The 24,588-nt window shown below is 71.4% G+C and carries 23 protein-coding genes; 13 read left to right on the forward strand and 10 right to left on the reverse strand.

What is annotated here, in order from left to right:
• Window position 1: 1 nt before the first annotated feature.
• On the reverse strand, window positions 2-280 hold the full coding sequence (locus tag ACNF49_RS27130; protein ID WP_352363589.1) for an antibiotic biosynthesis monooxygenase family protein: 279 nt from the start codon (window positions 278-280) through the stop codon (window positions 2-4).
• Between the two features lie 58 nt (window positions 281-338).
• On the opposite strand from ACNF49_RS27130, the gene ACNF49_RS27135 reads away from it, so the two are divergent.
• Both ACNF49_RS27135 and ACNF49_RS27140 read left to right on the forward strand, forming a co-directional pair.
• Window positions 339-926, forward strand: coding sequence for a TetR/AcrR family transcriptional regulator (locus tag ACNF49_RS27135; protein ID WP_482945448.1), 588 nt, complete (start codon window positions 339-341; stop codon window positions 924-926).
• A gap of 157 nt (window positions 927-1,083) precedes the next feature.
• On the forward strand, window positions 1,084-1,827 hold the full coding sequence (locus ACNF49_RS27140) for an SDR family oxidoreductase (RefSeq protein ID WP_482945449.1): 744 nt from the start codon (window positions 1,084-1,086) through the stop codon (window positions 1,825-1,827).
• Window positions 1,828-1,834: 7 nt separating this feature from the next.
• Here ACNF49_RS27140 and ACNF49_RS27145 read toward each other — a convergent pair whose 3' ends face one another.
• Window positions 1,835-3,325, reverse strand: a complete 1,491-nt coding sequence (locus ACNF49_RS27145; RefSeq protein ID WP_482945450.1) for an FAD-dependent monooxygenase — start codon at window positions 3,323-3,325, stop codon at window positions 1,835-1,837.
• Between the two features lie 47 nt (window positions 3,326-3,372).
• Here ACNF49_RS27145 and ACNF49_RS27150 point away from each other — a divergent pair, with 47 nt between their 5' ends.
• The 4 genes from ACNF49_RS27150 to ACNF49_RS27165 all read left to right on the forward strand — a co-directional run bounded on the left by ACNF49_RS27150 (window position 3,373) and on the right by ACNF49_RS27165 (window position 8,273).
• The gene (locus ACNF49_RS27150) at window positions 3,373-3,993 is read left to right on the forward strand and encodes a TetR/AcrR family transcriptional regulator (protein WP_482945451.1); all 621 of its coding nucleotides are present in this window, start codon (window positions 3,373-3,375) and stop codon (window positions 3,991-3,993) included.
• 88 nt (window positions 3,994-4,081) lie between these two features.
• Window positions 4,082-4,909: an alpha/beta fold hydrolase gene (locus ACNF49_RS27155; protein ID WP_482945452.1), complete on the forward strand. Its 828-nt coding sequence runs from the start codon at window positions 4,082-4,084 to the stop codon at window positions 4,907-4,909.
• A gap of 149 nt (window positions 4,910-5,058) precedes the next feature.
• Complete coding sequence (locus tag ACNF49_RS27160) at window positions 5,059-7,446, forward strand: ATP-binding cassette domain-containing protein (protein ID WP_482945453.1); 2,388 nt, start codon at window positions 5,059-5,061, stop codon at window positions 7,444-7,446.
• Window positions 7,443-8,273, forward strand: a complete 831-nt coding sequence (locus tag ACNF49_RS27165; protein WP_482945454.1) for a sugar nucleotide-binding protein — start codon at window positions 7,443-7,445, stop codon at window positions 8,271-8,273. Before ACNF49_RS27160 ends, ACNF49_RS27165 begins: the two co-directional genes overlap by 4 nt.
• Window positions 8,274-8,283: 10 nt before the next feature.
• On the opposite strand, the gene ACNF49_RS27170 is transcribed toward ACNF49_RS27165, so the two are convergent.
• From ACNF49_RS27170 to ACNF49_RS27180, 3 genes are all read right to left on the reverse strand, one after another.
• On the reverse strand, window positions 8,284-8,697 hold the full coding sequence (locus tag ACNF49_RS27170) for a VOC family protein (protein ID WP_357980929.1): 414 nt from the start codon (window positions 8,695-8,697) through the stop codon (window positions 8,284-8,286).
• Between the two features lie 460 nt (window positions 8,698-9,157).
• The gene (locus ACNF49_RS27175; protein WP_482945455.1) at window positions 9,158-9,703 is read right to left on the reverse strand and encodes a copper chaperone PCu(A)C; all 546 of its coding nucleotides are present in this window, start codon (window positions 9,701-9,703) and stop codon (window positions 9,158-9,160) included.
• Between the two features lie 130 nt (window positions 9,704-9,833).
• Window positions 9,834-10,148 (reverse strand): hypothetical protein, encoded by a 315-nt coding sequence (locus ACNF49_RS27180; RefSeq protein ID WP_352363572.1) that lies wholly within the window; start codon window positions 10,146-10,148, stop codon window positions 9,834-9,836.
• Window positions 10,149-10,406: 258 nt separating this feature from the next.
• Between ACNF49_RS27180 and ACNF49_RS27185 the strand changes: the two genes are divergently transcribed.
• The 4 genes from ACNF49_RS27185 (at window position 10,407) to ACNF49_RS27200 (ending at window position 14,862) form a co-directional block, all read left to right on the forward strand.
• Complete coding sequence (locus ACNF49_RS27185) at window positions 10,407-11,564, forward strand: AI-2E family transporter (protein WP_482945456.1); 1,158 nt, start codon at window positions 10,407-10,409, stop codon at window positions 11,562-11,564.
• A gap of 101 nt (window positions 11,565-11,665) precedes the next feature.
• Window positions 11,666-12,139 (forward strand): hemerythrin domain-containing protein, encoded by a 474-nt coding sequence (locus ACNF49_RS27190; protein ID WP_357980919.1) that lies wholly within the window; start codon window positions 11,666-11,668, stop codon window positions 12,137-12,139.
• Window positions 12,140-12,213: 74 nt separating this feature from the next.
• On the forward strand, window positions 12,214-12,531 hold the full coding sequence (locus ACNF49_RS27195; protein WP_482945457.1) for a hypothetical protein: 318 nt from the start codon (window positions 12,214-12,216) through the stop codon (window positions 12,529-12,531).
• Window positions 12,532-12,666: 135 nt separating this feature from the next.
• Window positions 12,667-14,862 (forward strand): SulP family inorganic anion transporter, encoded by a 2,196-nt coding sequence (locus ACNF49_RS27200; RefSeq protein ID WP_482945458.1) that lies wholly within the window; start codon window positions 12,667-12,669, stop codon window positions 14,860-14,862.
• Between the two features lie 41 nt (window positions 14,863-14,903).
• On the opposite strand, the gene ACNF49_RS27205 is transcribed toward ACNF49_RS27200, so the two are convergent.
• Window positions 14,904-15,863 (reverse strand): YbgA family protein, encoded by a 960-nt coding sequence (locus ACNF49_RS27205; protein WP_357981300.1) that lies wholly within the window; start codon window positions 15,861-15,863, stop codon window positions 14,904-14,906.
• A gap of 73 nt (window positions 15,864-15,936) precedes the next feature.
• Between ACNF49_RS27205 and ACNF49_RS27210 the strand changes: the two genes are divergently transcribed.
• Entirely contained in the window at window positions 15,937-16,458 is a 522-nt protein-coding gene (locus tag ACNF49_RS27210; RefSeq protein ID WP_482945459.1) for a hypothetical protein, read from the forward strand.
• Window positions 16,459-16,588: 130 nt separating this feature from the next.
• On the opposite strand, the gene ACNF49_RS27215 is transcribed toward ACNF49_RS27210, so the two are convergent.
• Window positions 16,589-16,996, reverse strand: a complete 408-nt coding sequence (locus ACNF49_RS27215; protein WP_357980874.1) for an ATP-binding protein — start codon at window positions 16,994-16,996, stop codon at window positions 16,589-16,591.
• A gap of 314 nt (window positions 16,997-17,310) precedes the next feature.
• Here ACNF49_RS27215 and ACNF49_RS27220 point away from each other — a divergent pair, with 314 nt between their 5' ends.
• On the forward strand, window positions 17,311-19,263 hold the full coding sequence (locus ACNF49_RS27220; RefSeq protein WP_482945460.1) for an endo-1,3-alpha-glucanase family glycosylhydrolase: 1,953 nt from the start codon (window positions 17,311-17,313) through the stop codon (window positions 19,261-19,263).
• Between the two features lie 72 nt (window positions 19,264-19,335).
• Here ACNF49_RS27220 and ACNF49_RS27225 read toward each other — a convergent pair whose 3' ends face one another.
• The gene (locus ACNF49_RS27225) at window positions 19,336-19,770 is read right to left on the reverse strand and encodes a nuclear transport factor 2 family protein (RefSeq protein ID WP_482945461.1); all 435 of its coding nucleotides are present in this window, start codon (window positions 19,768-19,770) and stop codon (window positions 19,336-19,338) included.
• Between the two features lie 262 nt (window positions 19,771-20,032).
• Here ACNF49_RS27225 and rpoB point away from each other — a divergent pair, with 262 nt between their 5' ends.
• The gene (gene rpoB / locus ACNF49_RS27230; protein ID WP_498703081.1) at window positions 20,033-23,488 is read left to right on the forward strand and encodes a DNA-directed RNA polymerase subunit beta; all 3,456 of its coding nucleotides are present in this window, start codon (window positions 20,033-20,035) and stop codon (window positions 23,486-23,488) included.
• Between the two features lie 85 nt (window positions 23,489-23,573).
• Here the strand turns inward: rpoB and ACNF49_RS27235 are convergent, their stop codons facing one another.
• Window positions 23,574-24,038 (reverse strand): iron chaperone, encoded by a 465-nt coding sequence (locus ACNF49_RS27235; protein WP_482945463.1) that lies wholly within the window; start codon window positions 24,036-24,038, stop codon window positions 23,574-23,576.
• Between the two features lie 62 nt (window positions 24,039-24,100).
• Window positions 24,101-24,556: a carboxymuconolactone decarboxylase family protein gene (locus tag ACNF49_RS27240; RefSeq protein WP_357987528.1), complete on the reverse strand. Its 456-nt coding sequence runs from the start codon at window positions 24,554-24,556 to the stop codon at window positions 24,101-24,103.
• Between the last annotated feature and the right edge of the window lie 32 nt (window positions 24,557-24,588).

The raw sequence follows: 24,588 nt of genomic DNA on the forward strand, positions 1-24,588 counted from the left end.
CTCAGGCGGCGGCCAGCCGGACGATCTCGCGCGGCCGGGCCTCGCGCTCGTCGAAGGCCACGTCGACGTCGGCGGCGCCGAGCGCGGCCAGCGACGCGGCGAACGCCTCGTCCGACTCCCAGCGCACGATGGAGACCACCGCCTCCTCCGACAGCCAGCACTCCGCCGACAGGCAGCCGGGCATGCTCCGGAACGCTTCGGCCACCTTGCGCACCCGTCCGACGAACTCCTCGCGGTGGGCGGCGTGCGGGTAGTGCGTGGCGATCATGGCGACGTGCACGGGACTCTCCTCTGTGTTGGTCAACATAGAATACGATTGATAGCACAGAGGAGGTGGCGTGACAACGCGACGGGAACAGACCAGCAACGAGAGCCGCGAGCTCATCCTCAACGCGGCGGCCGAGTTGTTCGCCGAGAAGGGCTACCGGCAGACCACGTTCCACGACGTGGCCGCCCGTTCGGGCATCAGCCGCGGGTCCATCCCGTGGCACTTCGGCGGCAAGGAGGGCCTGCTGCTGGCCGTGCTCGAACGTTCGGTGGCCCGGGTGCGCGACGGCCTCGCCAACGCCCCCGGGGCCGGCGAGCCGGACTTCGGGCCGTTCGACCAGGGCGTCGGCGCGATGTTCGCCCTGCCCACCACCAAGCTCTTCGTCACCCTGCTGGTCGAGGCGCTGGAGCCCGGCTCGCCCATCCGCGACCGCTACGTCGAGATCCACGACACGCTGCGCGACCACTGCAGGCGCTGGCTCGAACGCCTGCCGCTGCCACCGGGCCTGCCGGTGGAGCCGCTGGCCGTCGCGCTCATCGGCGCCGGCATCGGCATCCACCAGCAGTGGCTGGTCGCCCCCGAGCGCGTCGACGCCGCCGAGGCCCTGGCCGCCCTGCGCGCCCTGGTCGCCGCGGTGCTGCCGCCCGCGCACGACTGACGGTCGCGCCCTGCCGCCGCCCCGGCCGTACGGGCATGACAGGACATCGCCGGGTAATGGAGGCGTCACAACGGGTGCCGCCGGGCCGCCGGCTGGACATGACATCAGCCGGCGACCGGACGGCACACGAGGTGCCCCGGGCGAGAGGGAGGTCGTCATGAAGGTTGTCGTGATCGGCGGGACCGGCCTGATCGGGTCGAAGCTCGTGCGCAGGCTGGCCGGACAGGGGCACGAGGCGGTCGCCGCGTCCCCGAGTACCGGCGTCGACACCCTCACGGGGGAGGGGCTGGCCGAGGTCCTGGAGGGCGCGCAGGTCGTGGTGGACGTCTCCAACTCGCCGTCGTTCGAGCGGGCCGCGGTGCTGGAGTTCTTCGAGACCTCCACCCGCAACCTGCTGGCCGCCGGGGCGGCGGCGGGCGTCGGCCACCACGTCGCGCTGTCGGTCGTGGGCACCGAGCGCATGCCCGACAACGGCTACTTCGCCGCGAAGATCGCCCAGGAGCGGCTGATCGAGAAGTCGGGCCTGCCGTACTCGCTGGTACACGCGACGCAGTTCTTCGAGTTCGTGCGGGGCATCGCCGACGAGTCGGCCGTCGACGGCGAGGTGCACATCGCGCCCGTGCTGTTCCGGCCCATCGCGGGCGACGACGTCGCGGCGGCGGTCGCCCGGGTCGCGCTCGGGGCGCCCCTGAACGGCCGGACCGAGGTCGCCGGCCCCGAGCAGTTCCGGATGGACGAGTTCTTCCGCGACGCGCTGGCCGGCCTCGGCGACCCGCGCGAGGTGGTCGCCGACGAGCACGCCCGCTACTTCGGCAGCGAGCTGACCGAGCGCTCGCTGGTGCCCGACGACGACGCCACGCTGGGCCGGACCACGTACCAGGAGTGGGCGGCCGGCGAGTAGGGCGCCGTCAGAACCAGGCGGCCAGGGCCTCCTCCAGCGCGGCGTCCGGTGCGTCGCCCGCCCAGGCGACGACTCCGTCCGGCCGGACCAGCAGGCCGCCGAAGTCGCGGACGTCCACCGGCTTGGCGGCCAGCACCGGCACCCGCGGGTCGGCCGCCAGACCGGCCCCGAGGTCCAGCAGCAGCCCGCGCCCATCGTGCAGGTGGTCGCCGACCCGGGTGCCGTCGGCCAGCTCCAGGTCGGGGACGCTCCGGCCGACCAGCGGGTGGTCGCCGGGCAGCTCGTAGCGGTGCCAGACGCCGGAGAGCCGCTTGACGAAGTACGTGGTGCCCTCGGTGGTGCCGATCAGGTCGGACACGACGGCCCGCAACGCCCGGGAGCGGGCCTCGGGCCGCATGAGCTCCACCTGGGCGCGGGTCCAGTCGAGCACCCACGCGCCGATGGGGTGCCGTTCGGCGGTGTAGGTGTCCAGCAGCGCCTCGGCCGAGCGGCCCCGGACGACGGCGGCGAGCTTCCAGCCGAGGTTGACGGCGTCGCCGATGCCCAGGTTGAGCCCCTGGCCACCGAAGGGCGAGTGGACGTGCGCCGCGTCGCCGGCCAGCAGGACCCGGCCGAGCCGGTAGGTGGTGGCCTGGCGGGCGTTGTCGGTGAAGCGGGTGGCCGTCCTGACGCCGGTGATGGTGACGTCCACGCCGGAGACGGCCCGCAGACTGGCCTGCAGCTCCTCGGCGGTGACCGGCGTGGTGCGGTCTTCCGGCGGCCCGTCGAACTCCACGGTCAGGATGCGGCCGGGGGTCGGCCCGTTGGCGTAGGTGCCGGTGTCGGTGTGCGTCCAGCCGGTGCCGAGCCTCTCGCCGCCCTCCATGGTCACGACGGCCTGGTGGCCGGTGATCAGCGGGGGCGTGCCGGGGAAGTCGAAGCCGGCCAGGCGGCGCACGGTGCTGCGGCCGCCGTCGCAGCCCACCAGCCACCCGCAGCGGAACTCCCGCGCGCCCGCCCGCACGACGACCCCGTCGGCGGAGGGCTCGAAGCCGGTCAGCTCAACGCCGCGCAGCACGTCCGCGCCGAGCTCGGCGGCCCGTTCGCCGAGCACCCGCTCGATGTCCTGCTGCCGGATGCCGCTGAGGCGGGCGGCCGGCCCGCGGTCGGCGAAGTCGGGGTCGCTCTCGTCCACCAGGTCGGTCAGCAGCCACAAGCCGGCGAAGTGCCCGGCGAAGGCGGAGATCTTGGGCTGCCCGGCCGCCGCCGCGCCGCCCCGCTGGGCCATGAACGCCTGGAATGCCTTCATCGTCTCGGCCTGGGCCTCCTCCAGCACCGGGAGCAGCCCGCGCCGGTAGAAGGCTTCGGCGGTGGGCGTGTTGACCGAGCCGGCCTTGACCGTCTGGTCGATGTCGGTCAGCCGCTCCAGCACCGCCACGCGCACGTCGTGCAGCCGCAGCTCGCAGGCGAGCATCAGGCCAACGGGACCGCCACCGGAAATGATCACGTCGTAGTCCATGGCGAAAACTATACCCGACTAAAGTTTGAGTGCGATATACTTTTCTCGTGAAAGAGACTCCATCGCTCCGCGAACGCAAGAAGGCCGAGACCCGCAGGCGCATCTCCGACCACGGCTCGATGTTGTTCTACGAACGCGGCTTCGATGAGGTGACCATCGGCGAGATCGCCGAGGCGGCGGACGTCTCCAAGGTGACGGTGTTCAACTACTTCCCCCGCAAGGAGGACATCTTCTTCGACCGCGTCCCCGAGCTGGTCGACCTGGTCACCGACACCGTCCGGGGCCGCCGGCCGGGCGAGCCGGTGCTGTCGGCGCTGCGGGACATGCTCGTCCGGCACGCGCGCGCGGGCCACCCGCTCGGCGGGGTCGACGACCGGTTCGTGCACTTCTTCCGGGTGGTGATCGGCTCCGCGGCGCTGCGGGCGCGCGCCAGGGAGATCGCCGACGAGCTGGAGGCCGTGCTCGCGGCCCTGGTCGACGAGTGCGGCGAAGGGCTGCCCGGCCGGTTGACCGCGGCGCTGGTCGTCGGCGCCTTCCGCTCGGCCTTCCTGGCCACCGCGGCCCGGCAGCTGGCCGGGGAGGGGGCCGCCGACGTGCTCGCCGATCACGTCGCGGCCGTGGACCAGGCGTTCGACGTGCTGGCGCGGGGGCTGGCGCCCGCCGCGTAGGCCGTGGCATTACCTGGCACGTAATCGACGGCATGACCCGCGCCGCGCGAGAGTTCTCCCGTAAGCGAGAGACGTCCGGGAGGACCACATGCCGTACTTCGACAGCCACGACGGGACGAGCCTGTTCTACACCGACTGGGGGCAGGGCGAGCCCGTCGTGTTCGTGGCCGGCGCCTGGCTCAGCAGCAGCTCGTGGGAGTTCCAGATGATGCCGCTGTCGGAGCGGGGGCTGCGCTGCGTCGCCTTCGACAAGCGCGGGCACGGCCGCTCCGACTGGGCCGGCCACGGATACGACTACGACAACCTCGCCGACGACCTGGCGGCGCTGCTCGACCACCTCGACCTGCGCGGGGTGACGCTGGTGGCGCACTCGATGGGCTGCGGTGAGGTGATCCGCTACCTGACCCGCCACGGGGACGACCGGGTGAGCCGGATCGTGCTGATCTCGCCCACCGCGCCGCTGGCCGTCAGGACGCCCGACAACCCCGACGGCATCGACCAGGACCGTTTCGACGCAGTGGCGGCCGTCCGCGCCAAGGACCGCCCGAGGTGGCTGGCCCAGAACGCGCAGGCGTTCTTCGCCACGCACCTGGGCAACCAGATCTCCAGCGAGCTCGTCGAGTGGACCGTGCAGCGCTGCCTCGACTGCTCGGCCAAGGCCGCCCACGAGGTCGTCAGGACGGGCGTCTGCACCGACCTGCGCGAGGAGAGCGCCGCCATCAGGGTGCCGACCCTGATCATCCACGGCGACGCCGACGCCTCGGCCCCCGTCTGGTTGTGCGGGCGGCGGCTGGCGAAGCTGGTGCCGGGCAACGTCTACCACGAGTACGCCGGGGCCGGGCACGGCGTCTTCATCACCCACGCCGACCGCCTCAACCGGGACCTGCTCGACTTCATCGACGGCGCCCGCTCCTGAACCGTCTCTCCGCGGCGGGACGGGCCCACCGGTCAGGATCGGAGAAGCGCCCGCCCCGCGCCCGCCGATATCGTGAGGCCATACCCTCGTACCTGGCCGGATGCGGCCGGGCGACGCCTACGGGGGCTCGCGCGAGAGATGGAGAAACGATGAGCACGCACACGCCGCCCGAGCGGCAGATCGCCGACAGCCACGATCTGATCCGCGTCCACGGCGCGCGCGAGAACAACCTCAAGGACATCAGCGTCGAGATCCCCAAGCGCCGGCTGACCGTGTTCACCGGCGTGTCCGGCTCGGGCAAGAGCTCGCTGGTGTTCGCCACGATCGCCGCCGAGTCGCAGCGGCTGATCAACGAGACCTACAGCACGTTCGTCCAGGGGTTCATGCCGACGCTGGCCCGGCCCGAGGTCGACGTCCTGGAGGGGCTGACCACCGCGATCATCGTCGACCAGCAGCGGATGGGCGCCGACCCCCGCTCCACGGTCGGCACCGCCACCGACGCCAACGCCATGCTGCGCATCCTGTTCAGCCGGCTCGGCCGGCCGCACATCGGCTCGCCCAACGCCTACTCCTTCAACGTGCCCTCGGTCCGCGCGAGCGGCGCGATCACCGTCGAGCGCGGCTCCAGCAAGACGGTCCGGCAGAGCTTCACCCGCCTGGGCGGCATGTGCCCCCGCTGCGAGGGCCGCGGCACGGTCTCCGACATCGACCTCACCCAGCTCTACGACGACTCCAAGTCGCTGGCCGGCGGCGCCTTCACCATCCCCGGCTGGAAGTCCGACAGCTTCTGGACCGTGCGCGTCTACGCCGAGTCGGGGCTGCTCGACCCCGACAAGCCGATCCGCGACTTCACCGAGCAGGAGATGCGGGACTTCCTCTACCGGGAGCCGACCAAGGTCAAGGTCGAGGGCGTCAACCTCACCTACGAGGGCCTGATCCCGAAGATCCAGAAGACGTTCCTGTCGAAGGACAAGGAGGGCATGCAGCCGCACATCCGCGCCTTCGTCGAACGGGCGGTCACCTTCACCACCTGCCCCGAGTGCGACGGCACCCGGCTCAGCCCGGAGGCCCGGTCCTCGAAGATCGACGGCGTCAGCATCGCCGACGCGTGCCGGATGCAGATCACCGACCTGGCCGAGTGGATCCGCGGCCTCGACCAGCCGTCCGTGGCGCCGCTGCTGGCCACGCTCGGCCGTACGCTCGACTCCTTCGTCGAGATCGGGCTGGGCTACCTGTCGCTCGACCGGCCGGCCGGCACGCTGTCGGGCGGCGAGGCGCAGCGCGTCAAGATGATCCGCCACCTCGGCTCGTCCCTCACCGACACCACCTACGTCTTCGACGAGCCCACCATCGGCCTGCACCCCCACGACATCCAGCGGATGAACGGCCTGCTGGCCAGGCTGCGCGACAAGGGCAACACCGTGCTCGTCGTCGAGCACAAGCCGGAGGCCATCGCCATCGCCGACCACGTCGTCGACCTCGGCCCCGGCGCCGGCACCGAGGGCGGCACCGTCTGCTTCGAGGGCACCGTCGAGGGGCTGCGGGCCAGCGGCACCGTCACCGGCCGGCACCTCGACGACCGGGCCGCCCTGAAGGAGGAGGTGCGCAAGCCCACCGGCGCCCTGGAGATCCGCGGGGCGAACAAGCACAACCTGCGCGACGTCGACGTCGACATCCCGCTCGGGGTGCTGGTCGTCGTCACCGGCGTGGCCGGCTCCGGCAAGAGCTCGCTCGTGCACGGGTCCGTCCCGGCCGGCGCGGGCGTGGTGTCGATCGACCAGAGCCCGATCCGCGGCTCGCGGCGGAGCAACCCGGCGACCTACACCGGCCTGCTCGACCCGATCCGCAAGGCGTTCGCCAAGGCCAACGGCGTCAAGCCGGCCCTGTTCAGCGCCAACTCCGAGGGCGCCTGCCCCAACTGCAACGGCACCGGCGTCCTCTACACCGACCTGGGCGTGATGGCCGGCGTCGCCACCGTGTGCGACGAGTGCGAGGGCAGGCGCTTCCAGGCCGAGGTGCTGGAGTACCGCTTCGGCGGCCGGAACATCAGCGAGGTGCTGGCGATGCCGGTGACCGAGGCCGAGGAGTTCTTCGGCACGGGCGAGGCGCGCACCCCGCCAGCGCACGCCATCCTCGGCCGGCTCGCCGACGTCGGGCTCGGCTACCTCAGCCTCGGCCAGCCGCTCACCACGCTGTCCGGCGGCGAGCGGCAGCGGCTCAAGCTGGCCACCCAGATGGCCGAGAAGAGCGGCGACGTCTACGTGCTCGACGAGCCCACCACCGGCCTGCACCTCGCCGACGTCGAGCAGCTGCTCGGCCTGCTCGACCGGCTCGTCGACGGCGGCAAGTCGGTGATCGTCATCGAGCACCACCAGGCGGTCATGGCGCACGCCGACTGGATCGTCGACCTCGGCCCCGGCGCCGGTCACGACGGCGGCCGGGTCGTCTTCGAGGGCACCCCCGCCGACCTCGTCGCCGCCCGCTCCACCCTGACGGGCGAGCACCTGGCGGCCTACGTCGGCGCCACGTCCGCATGAGGCTGCTCGTCGTCGGCGGCAGCGGCTTCCTGGGCGCCGAACTCGTCCGGCGGGGCGCGGCGGCCGGGCACGAGGTGACCGCGACCTGCCACACCCGTCCTGGGAAGACGGCCGGCGTCGCCTGGGCGCCGCTCGACGTGCGCCGCCGCGCCGACGTCGAGGCGCTGGTCGCCGCGGTCCGGCCGGAGGCGGTCGTCAACGCCGCCTTCCGGCAGCACGACTGGGCGACCACGGCCACCGGGGCCGCGAACGTCGCCCTGGCCGCCGCCGCGGCGGGCAGCCGCCTGGTGCACGTCTCCAGCGACACGGTCTTCTCCGGCGCGGCGGTCCGCTACGACGAGACGTGCCTCCCCGACCCGATCACCCCGTACGGCGCGGCCAAGGCGGCCGCCGAGACCGTCGTGGCCGCGGTCGCGCCGGACGCGGTGATCGCCAGGACGTCGCTGATCGTCGGCGGCGGCGGCTCGTCGCACGAGGCCCTGGTGCACGCCCTGGCCACCGGCGCGACGAAGGGCGTGCTGTTCACCGACGACGTGCGATGCCCGGTGCACGTCGCCGACCTCGCCGCGGCCCTGCTCGAACTGGCCGCCGCCGGCCCGCCCGGCGTCCGCCACGTCGCCGGGGCCGACGCGGTGAGCCGGTACGAGCTGGGCCTGCTCATCGCCCGCCGCGACGGGCTCGACCCGGCCCTGCTCCCGGCGGGCCGGCGCGCGGAGTCGGGCGTGCCCGGCCCGCTGGACGTGCGCCTCGACTGCGCCGCCACCCAGCGGCTGCTGCGGACCAGGCTGCGCGGCGCGCGCCGGTTCCTCGACCCGGCCGGCCCCTGACCTCGCCGCCTCAGAGCCGCTGGTTGATGCGGATCAGGTTGCCCGCCGGGTCCCGCACGGCGCAGTCGCGCACCCCGTACGGCTGCTCGGCCGGCTCCTGGACGATCTCCGCGCCGTTCGCCGCGAGCCGGTCGAAGACGGCGTCGAGGTCGTCGGTCGACAGGTTGATGCCGGCGAAGGTGCCCTTGGCCATCATCTCGACGATGGTGCGGCGCTCGTCCTCGGTGATGCCGCAACCGTCGGGGACGGGTGGCTGCAGCACGATCGACGTGCCGGGCTGGCCCGCGGGGCCGACCGTGATCCAGCGTTTCCCGTCGTAGCCGACGTCGCTGCGCACCTCGAAGCCGAGGGCGTCGCGGTAGAAGGCGAGGGAGGCGTCCGGGTCGTCGTGGGGGAGGTAGCTGGAGTGGATGGTGATGTCCATGCCGGTCACGCTAGTTCCGCCGGCCCGGACGACGCTTCTCGATTCCTGACCGCCGTCCCGGCACGGGGGAACGGGAGGCGGAGGCGGGCGATGGGGCCCTCGTTGAGGCGGATCGAACGCCGGACATCGATCCGGGCAGGGCTGGCCCGCGTCGCGCTGACGGCCCTGCTGGGCATCGCCTTCCTCTACGCGACGCCCGGTACGCCGGCTCCGCCGCGGCCGTGGCGGACGGGCCGGCAAGGAGCGAGAGCGGCAGGGCCGCCGGCGTGCCGGGCGTGTCGCGGGCCCCCTACCGGTCCTGCGAGTCCTCCGGCCTCAGGGGGAAGCACTGCAAGGACGCCGCTCCTGTGTACGCCGCCTGCCGTAGACGTGCAGGCGCAGGTCGTCGGTCATCGAAGGCGAGGCCAGGAAGGACGAGTACGCGAGGACCCACTACCGGTAGCGTCCGTCCCGGTCCGGGTCAGCTGTGGCCAGGGAGGGGTGTGCCGGCGCCCCGCTCCAGCGGCAGCACCGGGATGCGCAGGGTGGTCGTGCCGGTGGTCAGGCGGAAGGTGACGTCGATCGGCGTGGCGCCGAGCGGGCGGTCGATGTCGAGGATCTCCAGGTGCGGGCGGCTCTGCCCCTCCTGGAGCGAGACGGTCGAGCGAGCCGGGACGGTCACGTTGACCTCCTCCTGCGCCGCGCCCGGCCCCGCGCGGTAGACGACCTTCCTGGCGTGCACGGTGCTGACGCCGTCGAGCTTCTGGGGCTGGTCGCTCTCGTTGACCAACGTCAGGTAGAGGCCGAGATCGTCGCCCGCCTTCTGCTGTTCCATGGACGGGGCCAGGATGTGGACGTGCAACAGCCGCATCGCCCCCACCTGCCCGTCGACCAGCCCCTCACGCGCCGTGCCCTGCGGAAGGGGCGACTCCCGCTGCCCCGGGTTGCAGGCCGGCAGCAGCGCCAGCACGCACAGGGCCGACAGGAGGGGCAGCAGCGCTCGCGGGCCCCGTGGTGATGTCCTCATGTTCGTGCCTTCGTGTGGTGTGAGGCCGGTGACGAGGCCACAGCGCGGGCCCGCTCGCACGAGCGCCGCCTGCGGGGGGTTGACCGCAACCACGATGTACCCCTTTGGCCGGGCCCCATGCCGGACACGCCTATCCGCCGGAGTCGCGGTAGAAGCTCAGCCCGGCGTGCTCGGGATCGGTGTAGACCTTCACCGTCCCGTCCGGGTAGGCGGCGAACGGCAGGACGACGCCGTCGGGGCACGGGTGCAGGAACATCAACGTCGGACCCACGACGACGAACGAGCGGGCCTTGGGCGTGGCGTGCTCGGTGCCGTGCTCGGCCCGCCACCGGGCCACCCGGTCGGCCGCGCCCGGTTGCCTGGCGACGTCCTCCACCTTCCCGATCAGGTCCTCGATGGCGACCTGGTCGAGGATCTCGACCTGCACCTGCTGCGGTTCCCCCATGCCGTTCTTCCTTGGCTCGTGTGCTGCCCGGCCCCCGCGACGGGGGCACCGGCCGGCCGGTGAGGCCGCCGGCCCCGGGATGAGCGGCCTACCCCCTGCCCGGTACGGCGAAACGGCGCAGGTCAGCGCCCTGATCGCCGGACGGGCGCAGCCCGGCGGCCCCGTCCGGGCCGCGAGGGGCGTCACCGGCGGCGGCGGCGACGATAGACCCCGCCGCGGCCGGGCAGAGAAGGGGGTTTCTCAGGTTCAGGAGCCCCCATGTCTGGTGATCAGTTCACTTCCTCCGCCCCGCCGGGCGAACCCGGCGCGGCGTCCGCGGCCGGCCGCGACGGCCACGTCTCCGGCCCCCGGCCGGAGACGACGGCCCTGCCCTTCGGCAGGCCCGGACGGCCGTTCGGCAGCACGCCCTTCGTCTTCGGGTTCACCGCCGCGCTCGGCGTGCTGACCGCCTGGCTGCTGGTCCAGGCGCTCACCGCCAGCGCCTCGATGCTCCTGCTGATCGTCGTGTCGCTGTTCCTGGCCGTCGGCCTGGATCCCGCCGTGCGATGGCTGGAGGAGCACGGCCTGCCGCGCTGGGCGGCGATCACCGCGGTGTTCACGGCGGTGATCGTGCTGTTCGCCGGGTTCGCCATGGCGATCGTCCCGGCGCTGTCGGAGCAGGCGGGACAGTTCGCCGAGCAGTTGCCCACCTACATCCAGCAGTTGCAGAACAACCCGCAGATCCGCGACCTGGACCAGCGCTACCAGCTCCTGGAGCGGCTGCAGGCGTACCTGACCAGCGGCGACCTCGGCCGGCAGGTGTTCGGCGGGCTGCTCGGCATCGCCTCGATCGTGGTCAGCGCCGTGTTCTCCACGCTGACCGTGCTCATCCTCACCCTGTACTTCCTGGGCGCGCTGCGCTCCATCACGCGCACCGGCTACCGGCTGATCCCGCGGAGCCGCAGGGACCGGGCCCGGCTGCTCGGCGACGAGATACTCAACCGGGTCGGCGGCTACGTGGCCGGCAACCTGATCATCTCCCTGATCGCGGGCGTGACCACGTTCGTCTTCCTGTCGATCGCGGGGGTGCCGTACGCGCTGGCCCTGGCGATCATCGTGGCCCTCACCGACCTCATCCCGCTCATCGGCGCGTTCATCGGCGCGGGCATCGCCACGCTGGTCGCGCTGTTCGCCTCGCTCCCGGTGGCCATCGCCACCCTGATCTTCTTCATCGTCTACCAGCAGATCGAGAACTACCTGATCGCGCCCAAGGTGATGAAGTCGTCCGTGGACGTGCCGGCCGCCGCCACCATCGTGGCCGCCCTCATCGGCGGCGCCCTGCTCGGCGTGGTCGGCGCCCTGCTGGCGATCCCGGTCGCCGCCGCCATCCAGGTGATCGTCAACCACGTGGTGCTGCCGCGTCAGGAACGTCACTGAAGGCGCCGGGTGTGAGCGCCTGACCTCGGGGTACCTGGGGCGGACCCGACGCCCGGCATCCCTCGATCCCGCCGGGCGTCCCGACCCCAAGGAGGCCGTCCATGGACGCGATCGTGCTGCTCAAAGAGGACCACAAGACCGTGGAGAAGCTGTTCAAGGAGTTCGAGAAGGCGGGCCAGGACGCCCACAAGACCAAGCAGAAGATCGTCGCGCAGGTCATCGAGGAGCTGACCGCGCACACCTACATCGAGGAGAAGATCTTCTACCCGGCCGCCCGCTCGGGCACCCCCGACACCACCGACCACATCCTGGAGAGCGTCGAGGAGCACCACGTCGTCGTCTGGATGTTGTCGGAGCTGAAGGACCTCGACCCGGCCGACGAGCGCTACGACGCCAAGATGACGGTGCTCATGGAGAACGTCCGCCACCACGTCGAGGAGGAGGAGAAGGAGTGGTTCCCGCAGGTGCGCGAGTCCATGGGACGCAACCGGCTGCAGGAGCTGGGTGAGCAGATGGCCAAGGCCAAGGCCGAGGCCCCGCGTGACCCCTTGAAGATCCCCAGCGCCTCCTCCTAGCCACGGCGCGGGATGGAACGGCTTGGAACGCCCCAACGGGTGCAGGCCCACCCATCCCGATCCAGGGGGAGACCATGACGTACCTGAGAAGAAAGCTGCCGGCGGCGCTGGGCGCGGCGGTCCTGGCCGGTTCCGGGGCCGCCGTCGTGGCGGGCGTCGTGGCGGGCGTCGCGGCGCCCGCCACCGCCGCGACGGGCACGCTGTTCGACGGCTTCGGCCGTGACCTCGCCGAGAACGTCGCGCTCGCCGACGCCGAGTCCGACGCCCGCCGCGACGCGCTGCGTCACGGGTTCACGGCGTGCGAGGTGTTCGAGTCGGTGGTCTCCCAGGACGCCCGCACCCACGTGTTCTTCGCCCTGGTCACGGTGAGTTGCGAGGACGCGGCCCAGTAGGGGCGCGGCAGGGCGACACGGAAGGGCGACGCGCCGGACAGAGGGGACATGTCCGGCGCGTTTTACCGTCGTCCGACGTGGGGTTGATCTGGCACTAAGGTGTGCCGCATGAATATAACTACGGAGAGTAGCATCATGCGTACTCTCAGACACGATGTGCCGGCATCGCTGGTGGTGTTCCTCGTCGCGGTGCCCCTCTCGCTCGGCGTCGCCCTGGCCGCGGGGGCGCCGCTGGCCGCCGGGCTCGTCGCCGCCGCGGTGGGCGGCATCGTCGCCGGGCGGCTGGGCGGCTCGGTGGTGCAGGTCAGCGGCCCGACCGCGAGCCTGACGGTGGTGATCGCCGGTCTGGTGCAGACCTACGGCTGGCGCGCCACCTGCCTGATCACGATCATGGCCGGCGGCCTGCAGGTGCTGCTCGGCGCGTTCAAGGCGGCCCGGGCCGCCCTCGCGGTCTCGCCCGCGGTCGTCCACGGCATGCTGGCCGGCGTCGGCATCATCATCGCGCTCGCCCAGCTGCACGTCGTCCTCGGCGGCAGCCCAGAGCAGTCGCCGTGGGCCAACCTGGCCGAGCTGCCCAGCCAGATCATGGACCTGCACGGCCACAAGGTCATGGTCGGCATCCTCACCATCACGGTCCTGCTGGCCTGGAGCCGGATGCCCAAGCACGTCCGGGCGATCCCCGCGCCGCTGGCCGCGCTGCTCGCCGCCGCCGTCACCGCCGCGGTGTTCGGCTGGAACGTCACCCGCATCGACCTGTCCGGCGCGATCACCGCGTGGGCGCCTCCGGTGCTGCCGGCCGGCGACTGGCAGCACATCGCCATGGGCGTGCTGCTGGTGGCGCTGGTGGCCGGGGCGGAGTCGCTGCTGTGCTGCGTGGCCACCGACAGCATGCACACCGGCCCCCGCTCCGACCTCGACCGCGAGCTGACCGGCCAGGGCGTGGCCAACATGGTGAGCGGCGTGCTCGGCGGGCTCCCGGTCGCCGGCGTGATCGTGCGCAGCACCACCAACATCCAGGCGGGCGCCCGCACCCGCTGGTCGGCGATCCTGCACGGCGTCTGGGTGCTGCTGTTCGCCCTCTGCCTGGGCTGGACGATCAAGCTGATCCCGATGGAGGCGCTGGCCGCGCTGCTCGTCTTCATCGGCATCAAGACCATCAGCCTCGGCCACCTCAGGAAGGTCCACGGCCACAACGAGGTGCCCGTCTACGTCATGACCATGTCCGGCGTGATCCTGGTCGGGCTGGCCGAGGGCGTCCTGGCCGGGCTGGCGCTGGCCGCGCTGCTGGCGCTGCGGCGGCTGACCCGGGTGACCGTGGACAAGCGGCAGGAACCCGGCGGGGTCATGCACGCCACGGTCTCCGGCTCGCTCACCTTCCTGGGCGTGCCCCGGCTGACCCAGGAACTGCGCGCCATCCCACCCGGCGTCGCCGTCGACCTCGACCTGAACATCGACTTCATGGACAACGCCGCCTTCGACGCGATCCACTCCTGGCGGCTGGACCACGAGCGCCTGGGCGGCACCGTCACCATCGACGAGCTGCACGACGAGTGGTACACGATGGCGGCCAGCGGCGGACGCATGTTCCCGGCCAAGAGCCCGCCCAAGGCGCCCGGCCGCTGGTGGCTGCCGTGGACCCACCGCGGCCGTCCGCTGTCGGCCACGGCGGCGATCGACTGCCGCCTGGCCCAGGGCGCGGACGAGTTCCACAAGCGCACGGCCCCGCTGTTGCGGCCCATCTTCACCCAGCTCGCCACCCAGCAGCGTCCCTCGCACCTGTTCATCACCTGCGCCGACTCCCGGGTCGTGCCCAGCCTGATCACCTCCAGCGGGCCCGGCGACCTGTTCACGGTCCGCAACATCGGCAACCTCGTGCCGTGCGCCGGCTCCGAGCCGCACGACGACTCGGTGGCCGCCGCCATCGAGTACGCCACCGGCGTGCTGAACGTGCACACCATCACCGTCTGCGGCCACTCCGGCTGCGGCGCGATGGCGGCGCTGCTGAAGGGCCCGGCGACCACCGAGGGCCTGCCGCAGCTCAGCCGCTGGCTCCGGCACGGCCGTCCCAGCCTCGACCGGCTCGGCGAGGACGGCCACGACACCTCCGCCGAGGACACCGCCCTCGACGCGCTGTGCCGGCTCAACATCCAGCAGCAGCTGGAGAACCTGCGGACCTACCGCAAGGTCGACGAGCAGGTCAGGGCCGGGCAGCTGACGCTGGTCGGGCTGTACTTCGAGATCGGCTCGGCGCGGGTGCACCATGTGCCGCCGCGCACGTCCGCCGCCCCCGAGCCGGACGGCCCGCTGCCGACCGAGCCCAGCCCCACTTAGGCGCCCCTCCCCGCCGCGCCGGTCCGCCCGGCGCGGCGGGGTCACACCACGTGGTTCCGCAGGCCCAGCTCCTCCGGGTAGGGGGAGAAGTACGTCTGGTCCTGGACGTAGGTGGCCGCCTCGCCCCGGGCGTGGTGGCGCAGCAACGTCAGCGGCACGCTCAGCGCCACCCGGTGCGCCGCGTACGAGCCGATGACCTCGACCAGGTCGGCGCGGCGCACCGGGTCGAGCTCGTCGCCGAGCATGCCGAGGCAGTGCTGCAGCACGTTGACGTTGCGCCCGATCGACGCCTTGACCGCCATCGCCCGCCGGAACGCCGTGCCGTACTCCGCGGCCAGCTCCTCGCGCGGCCGGATGCCCGCGGCGGCGACCAGGCGGCCGGTCTCGCGGTAGCCCTCGGTGGAGTGGGCCAGCAGCTGCATCTTGTGCCGGGCCTGGAAGGCGACCAGGTCGCGCGGCCGCCAGTCGCCCTCCAGCAGCTCGCGCAGCCGCGCGTGGGCGAAGATGCGCTCGACGAACGCCTCCCGCAGGACGGCGTCGTTGAGCCGCCCCTCGTCCTCGACGGGCAGCAGCGGGTGGCCCTCGATCACCGCGTCGGCGAACAGGCCCCGGTTGTCGCGGGTCACCGCGTGGTCACCGGCGTAGAGCGGGATGCCGTGGATGCCGCAGCTCGGGCTCTTGGCCTTGAACACGTAACCGTCGGCCGCCAGGCTCGGGGAACGTTCGGCGGCCAGCTCGTCCATGGCGGAGGTGAGGTCGCGGCGGCTCTGCCGGGTCATCAGGCGGGGACCGGCGGGCGAACGCTCCAGGCGCAGCGTCTCGCGGGGCGCGCCGAGGCCGATCTCCATCTCGGGGCAGATCGGCACCCAGTCGACGAACGGCGCCAGCTCCTGCGTCAGGAAACGGGCGCGGCTGTGCCCGCCGTTGTGCCGTACCGGCTCGCCGAGCAGGCAGCTCGACACCGCCACCCGCGGCCTGCCCCAATCCTGCGCCTGCGCCATGTCCTGACAGATGCCCAGCTCGCGCCTCCGCACGCCACGAAGATTTGTCGCAACCAGGGCGTAGCGTTCAGGCATGACGAATGCGCACATTCCGCTTGATGGCGAGCAGTGGCAGCCTGGGGACCTCGTCGTCGACGCCGACGGCGGCCTGTTCACGCGCGCGAGTGCGCAGGACGAGGCCGATGGCGTGCCCTGGGGGCGTCCCCGGCACGCGGCGCGGCACGCCGACGGGAGCCCCCACGTGCCGGCGGGCGAGGTGGGGGAGCAGGTGCCCGCCCGTCCGCTGACGTTGCTGCTCCGCGACGGGCGGCCGGCGCTGCCCGCCGTACCGGCGGACGCGGCGACGGTGCTCGGCACGCAGGCCCGGCAGACCGCGGCGCTGGCCGGCGTCGGCGGCCTGTTCCTGGCCGCCACCGCCTTCGACCCGGACGGCGCCGGCGACCCGAGGGCGGCCCGGCTGCGCGCGGACCTGCTGGACCACGTGGTGGTGGTCGACGACGCGGAGGAGCTGGCCGCGATGTTCGGCGGCGCGGCCGACGGGCTGCTCGTCGAGCTGGCCGAATGGCACCGGCGCAGCGTGGGCGAATCCGCCTGACCGACACTCGGCCCCCGCCGCCGCCATGGGTTCACGGGCGGCGAGGTCGCGAGCGGGGGAGAGGGCCGTCCCTGTGGCTGATGGGGACACGAGCGGGGGCGTCCCCGGTCGGCCGATTGCCGGGGGTGGGTCAGGGGTTGGAGGGGTGGGTGCGGGCCATACGGAGGCGGACCTGGGAGGAGGCGCTGGTCTGGGTGATGACGAACTCGTCGCAGAGGCGGCGCATCACCCACAGGCCGTAACCGCCCGGCCCGACCTGGGGACGGGCGTCGGGGCAGGCGTCGGGCCGCAGGCGGCCCGCGTGGTCGCCGACGTCGACCGTGAGGAAGTGGTCGTCGGCCCAGATGTGCACCCAGCCGGCCCCGCCCGCGTGGTCGAGAACGTTCGTGACGGCCTCGTTGGCGGCGAGCGCGAGGTCGTCACCGCGCTGGGAGGCGAGCCCGGCCTGGAGCGCGTGCCGGCGGACGAGCTCCCGCAGCCCCGCGAGGTCTCGGCTGATCGGCCAGCTTGCGGCCGCACCGGGGGAAGGCTCGGACATCGGTCCCTCCTACCCGAAATCACACACCGTGTGCCCATGATGACATTGACTCGGTCGTGCGCGCAGGCCAAGCGGAGACAGAAAAGGGCTGGTCCATCTTGCCCGAGTTGCGGCTTCGGCGCCATGCCCGACCAGGGAACCTTCCGGAGGCGGGCCGCCTGACCGCAATGACGTACCGAGGGGACGAAAAATAGCATCGTTCCAAATGGGGGATTTATCCGGAAGTCCTGGCCGGTGACTCGATCTTGCTCCATCGTTGGCGATGCAACGCGGCTCCGCCGCTGCGGAGGCGTACCGAAAGCCAAGGGAGTTCCATGCTCAACCGATATCGGGCCCTGCCGGTCGCGGTGGCGATGCTCACCGCGCTGGCGGGCGCGGCCGTCGCCGCGCCCGCGCAGGCGTCCGCCGTCGCACCCCTCACCGTGACGTTCGCCGCCACGGAGGACGTGTTCATCAGCCAGGCCGAGCCGGCGAAGAGCTTCGCGACCGCGACCTGGATGAGCGTCTGCGGCGCCGCGTGCGGCAGCGCCGCCGCGGGCCAGCGGGTCGGCCTGACCCGCTTCAAGGTCGCCGGGATCCCGGAGGACGCCGAGGACGTCAAGGTCACCCTGGACGTCGTCCCGGCCAGGACGACGGACACCACCGTGTCGGTCCGTCCCGTGACGGGTTCCTGGACCGAGGCGGCCACGACCTGGAACACCCGCCCCGAGTTCGGCGCCGCGGCCGTGGCCTCGCACACCGGTTTCACCGCCGGGACGGCGGTCAAGCTGGACGTGTCCGCCGCCGTCAAGGGCGACGGCACGTACGCCTTCGCCCTCACCGGCGGCGACGCCACCGCCACAGTGCTGATGTCCTCGCGCGAGACCGGCAACCGCGGCCCGAAGCTCACGGTCACCTACACCGAGGGCAGCGGCCAGACCGACGGGCCGCTGCCGTTCGTGCTGCCGGGGAAGACGGCTCTGCGCGGGTCGGCCAAGAAGGTGTTCGCGCACTACTTCACGCCGTATCCGGTGTCGCTGGACAACCAGGCCCCGGCCAACGACTACTACGCCAGGAACTATCTCAAGCCGGACGGCGAGAGCGGCAAGCACGCCGCCTACGGCGGGCTGCTGCGCGACCGGCCGACCGGGCGCGACCCCATCAGCGGCGACTACGCGCTGGCCGACTTCAAGACCGAAGTCAAGCAGGCCATCGCGGCCGGCCTGGACGGTTTCACCGTCGACATCCTGTCGATCACCAGCGCCCACTGGACGCGGGTGCAGAACCTGATCAAGGCCGCCGAGGCCGTGGACCCCGGGTTCAAGATCGTGCTGATGCCGGACACGAACGGCCTGGCCTCGATGGACAGCGCCGCGTTCGCCACCGCGATGGCGAAGCTGGCCGCCTCGAAGTCGGTCTACCGGCTCGCCGACGACCGCCTGGTGGTGGCGCCGTTCAAGGCCGAGGGGCGCACCGCCGCCTGGTGGGCGGCCTGGATGAAGACGATGGAGACCGAGCACGGCGTCAAGGTGGCGCTGGTGCCCTGCTTCCTCGACTTCAACAAGTACCGGGACGCGTTCGCCTCGATCAGTTACGGCTTCTCCAACTGGGGCAACCGCAACCCCGCCGCCAACGCCGCCCTGGGCGGCAACATCGACCGCGCGCACGGCATGGGCAAGATCTGGATGCAGCCGGTGTCGATCCAGGACGAACGCCCCAACCAGGGCATCTTCGACGAGGCGGGCAACACCGAGAACCTGCGGGCGACGTGGAAGGGCGCGATCGACGGCAAGGCCGACTGGGTCCAGCTCACCACCTGGAACGACTACTCCGAGAACACCCAGTTCGCGCCGTCCAGGAACGCCGGCTGGACGTACCTGGACATCAACGCCTACTACCTGACCTGCCACAAGCTCGGCTGCCCGAAGATCACGAACGACGCGGCGTACCTGACCCACCGGGTCCAGCCGGTCGCGGCCCAGCCCTCCTTCGCGCAGACCAAGCTGATGAAGCTGCGCGGCGGCAGCACGGCCGCGCGTGACACGGTCGAGGTGCTCACCATGCTGACGGCGCCGGCCAAGGTGTCGGTGACCGTCGGCGGCACGACGCAGAGCTACGACGCGCCCGCCGGCGTGTCGGCCAGGACGTTCCCGCTGAAGGCGGGGACCGCGTCGGCGACGGTCACCAGGGGGTCGGCGACGGCGGCCAAGGTGGTCTCGCCGTACTCGATCACCGCGGCGCCGTACGTGCAGGACCTGCACTACCGCGCGTCCTCCAGCGAACGCTGACCGCGCGGATCCGGGCCCGCGCCAACCGCGCGGGCCCGGATCCTCCGGCCACCGGCCCCTCCGGCCGGGCGGTCAGGTGTCGCAGGCGGCGGCGACGGCCCTGGGGTCCCAGTAGAAGGGGCGGCACTCCAGCATGCGGCCGTCCCGTACGGTGATCAGTTGCACGATCAGGGTCTCGACCTCCCGCCCGGTGGCGCGGGCACGGAAACGCACGCGGTTGCGGACGACGACCGTGTCCTCGTCCCCCCAGTGCCGCTGCTCCAGGAACTCCATCGACTCCCAGGTCCGGCTGAAGGCGGCCAGGAACCGCTCCATCCCGGCGTGCCCGCGCCACTCCCCGGTCCCGGTGAACGGCAGCCCAGGAGCCTGGTGCAGCACGACCTCCGGGTCCAGCAGGGCGGCGACGGGCGCGTAGTCCGCCCTGCCGAAACCGCCCGCGGCCACGTACGCCGCCTCGGCCGCGTAGAACCGCTCCATGACCGACCACGCGTCGGACGTCCTCGTCATGTTCATGAGGGGAGCATCCCGCGCGCCCGGCCCGGCCGCTGGCGCCAATCGGACGTCCAACGGCGTCTGGAGTTGACGAGTTCGCCCTGCTGTGAAAAGCTGAAGGCGGCACCGAGGTTGACACTTATAGTAAGTGTGGACATTCGTTTCTCGATTGAGTTATGCTGCTGCCTCGCGCCGCCTTTCGACGCCCCGGATTCCGGTCCGGGCGTTTGGCGTGCGCGCAGTTCGATTCCATCCGTGCCCTCCGGAAGGACAACTGTTGGCAGCCTCGCGCAGCATTTCCGCCGTTCCCGCTGGTCCCCGTCGCGTCTCTTTCGCGCGCATCCAGGAGCCCCTCGAAGTTCCTGATCTTCTCGCTCTGCAGACCGAGTCGTTCGACTGGTTGCTGGGCAACGAGAAGTGGAAGGGCCGGGTAGAGGCGGCTCGTCAGGCCGGGCGCAGGGACGTCCCGACCCAGTCGGGCCTCGAAGAGATCTTCGAAGAGATCAGTCCCATCGAGGACTTCTCGGGGACCATGTCCTTGTCGTTCCGCGACCACCGGTTCGAGCCGCCCAAGTACTCAGTCGATGAGTGCAAAGACAAGGACATGACCTTCTCCGCCCCGATGTTCGTGACGGCGGAGTTCATCAATAACACCACCGGTGAGATCAAGAGCCAGACGGTGTTCATGGGTGATTTCCCGCTCATGACGCCGAAGGGCACGTTCATCATCAACGGCACCGAGCGTGTCGTGGTCTCGCAGCTGGTCCGTTCGCCCGGTGTCTACTTCGAACGTAACGTCGACAAGACCTCGGACAAGGACCTGTACGGCTGCAAGGTCATCCCGTCGCGGGGTGCCTGGCTGGAGTTCGAGATCGACAAGCGCGACAGCGTCGGTGTGCGCATCGACCGTAAGCGCAAGCAGGCCGTCACCGTGCTTCTCAAGGCACTGGGATGGACCAACGACCAGATCCTCGAGCGGTTCGGCCAGTACGAGTCGATGCGGGCGACGCTGGAGAAGGACCACACGGCCGGCCAGGATGACGCCCTGCTGGACATCTACCGCAAGCTGCGGCCGGGTGAGCCGCCGACCAAGGAGTCGGCGCAGACCCTGCTGGAGAACCTGTACTTCAACCCCAAGCGGTACGACCTGGCCAAGGTGGGCCGCTACAAGGTCAACAAGAAGCTCGGGGTCGACTCCGAGATCACGCGGGGCACGCTGACCGAGGACGACGTCGTCTCGATGATCGAGTACCTGGTGCGGCTGCACGCGGGGGAGACGTCCATGGGCGAGGCCGTCGTGGAGCTCGACGACATCGACCATTTCGGCAACCGGCGCATCCGCAGCGTCGGCGAGCTCGTCCAGAACCAGGTCCGGCTGGGGCTGGCCCGCATGGAGCGTGTCGTCCGCGAGCGGATGACCACCCAGGACGTCGAGGCGATCACGCCGCAGACCCTGATCAACATCCGGCCGGTGGTGGCGTCGATGAAGGAGTTCTTCGGCACCTCGCAGCTGTCGCAGTTCATGGACCAGATCAACCCGCTGGCCGGCCTGACCCACAAACGGCGGCTGAACGCCCTGGGCCCCGGCGGCCTGTCCCGTGAGCGGGCCGGGATGGAGGTCCGTGACGTGCACCCGTCCCACTACGGCCGGATGTGCCCGATCGAGACCCCCGAGGGCCCGAACATCGGCCTCATCGGCTACCTCGCCTGCTACGGCCGCCTCAACGCCTTCGGCTTCATCGAGACGCCCTACCGCAAGGTCGTCGACGGCAGGGTCACCGACCGGATCGACTACCTGACGGCCGACGAGGAGGACCGGTTCGTCGTCGCCCAGGCGAACTCCTCACTCGGCGAGGACGGCGAGCTGACCGACGCCCGCGTCCTGGTCCGCACCAAGGGCGGCGAGACCGATTACGTGGCCTCCCGCGAGGTCGACTACATCGACGTGTCGCCGCGCCAGATGGTGTCGGTGGCCACCGCGATGATCCCGTTCCTGGAGCACGACGACGCCAACCGGGCCCTGATGGGCGCGAACATGCAGCGCCAGTCGGTGCCGCTGATCCGCAGCGAGGCGCCGCTGGTCGGCACCGGCATGGAGTACCGTGCCGCGACCGACGCCGGCGACGTCATCAGCGCCGACAAGGCCGGTGTGGTGGAGGAGGTCTCCGCCGACTACGTCACCGTCATGAACGACGACGGCTCGCGCACCACCTACCGGGTCGCCAAGTTCAGGCGCTCCAACCAGGGCACCTCCTTCAACCAGAAGCCCATCGTCGCCGAGGGCGACCGGGTCGAGGCCGGCCAGGTCATCGCCGACGGCCCCTGCACCGACGACGGTGAGATGGCGCTCGGCAAGAACCTGCTGGTGGCGTTCATGCCGTGGGAGGGCCACAACTACGAGGACGCGATCGTCCTGTCCCAGCGCCTGGTCGAGGACGACGTGCTGTCCTCGATCCACATCGAGGAGCACGAGGTCGACGCCCGCGACACCAAGCTGGGCCCGGAGGAGATCACCCGGGACATCCCCAACGTCTCCGAGGACATCCTGGCCGACCTCGACGAGCGCGGCATCATCCGGATCGGCGCCGAGGTCGTCCCCGGCGACATCCTGGTCGGCAAGGTCACCCCGAAGGGCGAGACCGAGCTGACCCCGGAGGAGCGGCTGCTGCGCGCCATCTTCGGGGAGAAGGCCCGCGAGGTCCGCGACACGTCGCTGAAGGTGCCCCATGGGGAGCGCGGCACGGTCATCGACGTGCGCACCTTCTCCAGGGAGCACGGTGACGAGCTGCCGCCCGGAGTGAACGAGCTGGTCAGGGTGTACATCGCGCAGAAGCGTAAGATCACCGACGGTGACAAGCTGGCCGGCCGTCACGGCAACAAGGGCGTCATCTCCAAGATCCTGCCGGTCGAGGACATGCCGTTCCTGGAGGACGGCACCCCGGTCGACATCATCCTCAACCCGCTGGGCGTGCCCGGCCGGATGAACGTCGGTCAGGTGCTGGAGACCCACCTGGGGTGGATCGCCGCGCGTGGCTGGGACATCTCGGGCATCGCCGAGGCGTGGGCCGAGCGGCTGAAGGACAAGGGCTTCGAGAAGGTCGCCCCGCGTACCAACATGGCCACCCCGGTCTTCGACGGCGCGCACGAGGAGGAGATCGTCGGGCTGCTGGGCAACACCATCGCCAACCGTGACGGTGACCGCATGGTGCAGCAGAGCGGCAAGGCGCGGCTGTTCGACGGCCGTTCCGGTGAGCCGTTCCCGTACCCGATCTCGGTCGGCTACATCTACATCCTCAAGCTGCTGCACCTGGTCGATGACAAGATCCACGCCCGGTCGACCGGCCCGTACTCCATGATCACGCAGCAGCCGCTGGGCGGTAAGGCCCAGTTCGGCGGTCAGCGCTTCGGTGAGATGGAGGTGTGGGCGCTGGAGGCCTACGGCGCCGCCTACGCCCTGCAGGAACTGCTGACCATCAAGTCCGACGACGTGCTGGGCCGGGTGAAGGTCTACGAGGCGATCGTCAAGGGCGAGAACATCCCCGAGCCGGGCATTCCGGAGTCCTTCAAGGTCCTCATCAAGGAGATGCAGTCGCTGTGCCTCAACGTCGAGGTGCTCTCCAGCGACGGCATGTCCATCGAGATGCGCGACACCGACGAGGACGTCTTCCGCGCGGCGGAGGAACTCGGTATCGATCTGTCCCGGCGTGAGCCGAGCAGCGTGGAAGAGGTCTGACGGTCCCATGCTCCACTGCGGCGCGCCGGGCCGGAGAAGGGTCCGGCGCGCCGCGGTGGAGCAGGACCGGAGGGGTCCCGGAGGCTCAGCCCGCGGCCTGCCGCACGAGGGCGGCGATGCGCGCCTCGGCGTCGGGGGTCAGCTCCTTGAGCGCGAAGGCGCACGGCCACATGGCGCCGTCCTCGAGGGCCGCCCCGTCGTTGAAGTCGAGGATGGCGAAGCGGGACTTGAACTTCGCGGCGGGCTTGAAGGAGCACACGATGTTGCCGTCCTTGGCGTAGGCCGGCATGCCGTACCAGGTCCTCGGCGTCAGGTCCGGTGCGACGGCCCTGATGAGGGCGTGCACCGCCTCGGCCAGCACCCGGTCGTCCTCGGCCATCTCGGCGATCTTCTCCAGCACGTCGCGCTCGCCGTCGGCCGCCGACGCCTTCCCGCCGCGCCGCGCGGCCTTCTTCAGCTCGCTGGCGTGCGCCTTCATCGCGGCGCGCTCGTCCTCGCTGAAGCCCTCGAAACCCTTGCCGGCCGCGGCGGTGTTGTTGGTGGTGCTCATGGTGAAATCTCCTTCTCTGTGGGGTGAATGCTAGTACTGACCGTTTTGTGGGGTGGTGTCGCTCAGCCCCACGCGCCGGCGATCTGCCGGGTGGTGGCGTTGAGCCGGTTGAACAGGTTCGTCACGCCGATCATCAGCACGATCGCGGCGAGCTGCTTCTCGTCGTAGTAGGTGGCGGCCCGGTCCCAGACCTCGTCGCTGACCGCGTCGGCCCGGTCGGCCAGCCGCGTGGCGGACTCGGCCAGCTCCAGCGCCGCCCGCTCCTCCTCGGTGAAGTACGGGGCCTCCCGCCAGGCGGTCACCGTGGCCAGCCGCTCCTCGCTCACCCCGGCCTTGCGGCCGCTCTTGACGCCCGCGTCCACGCACGCGCTGCACCCGTTGATCTGGCTGACCCGCAGGTGCACCAGCTCCAGCGTCGTGGCGTCCACCCCGCCGGCGTGCACCGCCTTGAACAGGTCCTGGATCGACTGCATCGCGCCGGGCAGAACGAAGGCCGGGTTCTTCATCCGGGACTGCATGGTGGTTTCTCCCTTTTTCCTGGTCGGCGCCC

The sequence above is a fragment of the Actinomadura sp. ATCC 39365 genome, from assembly GCF_054392275.1.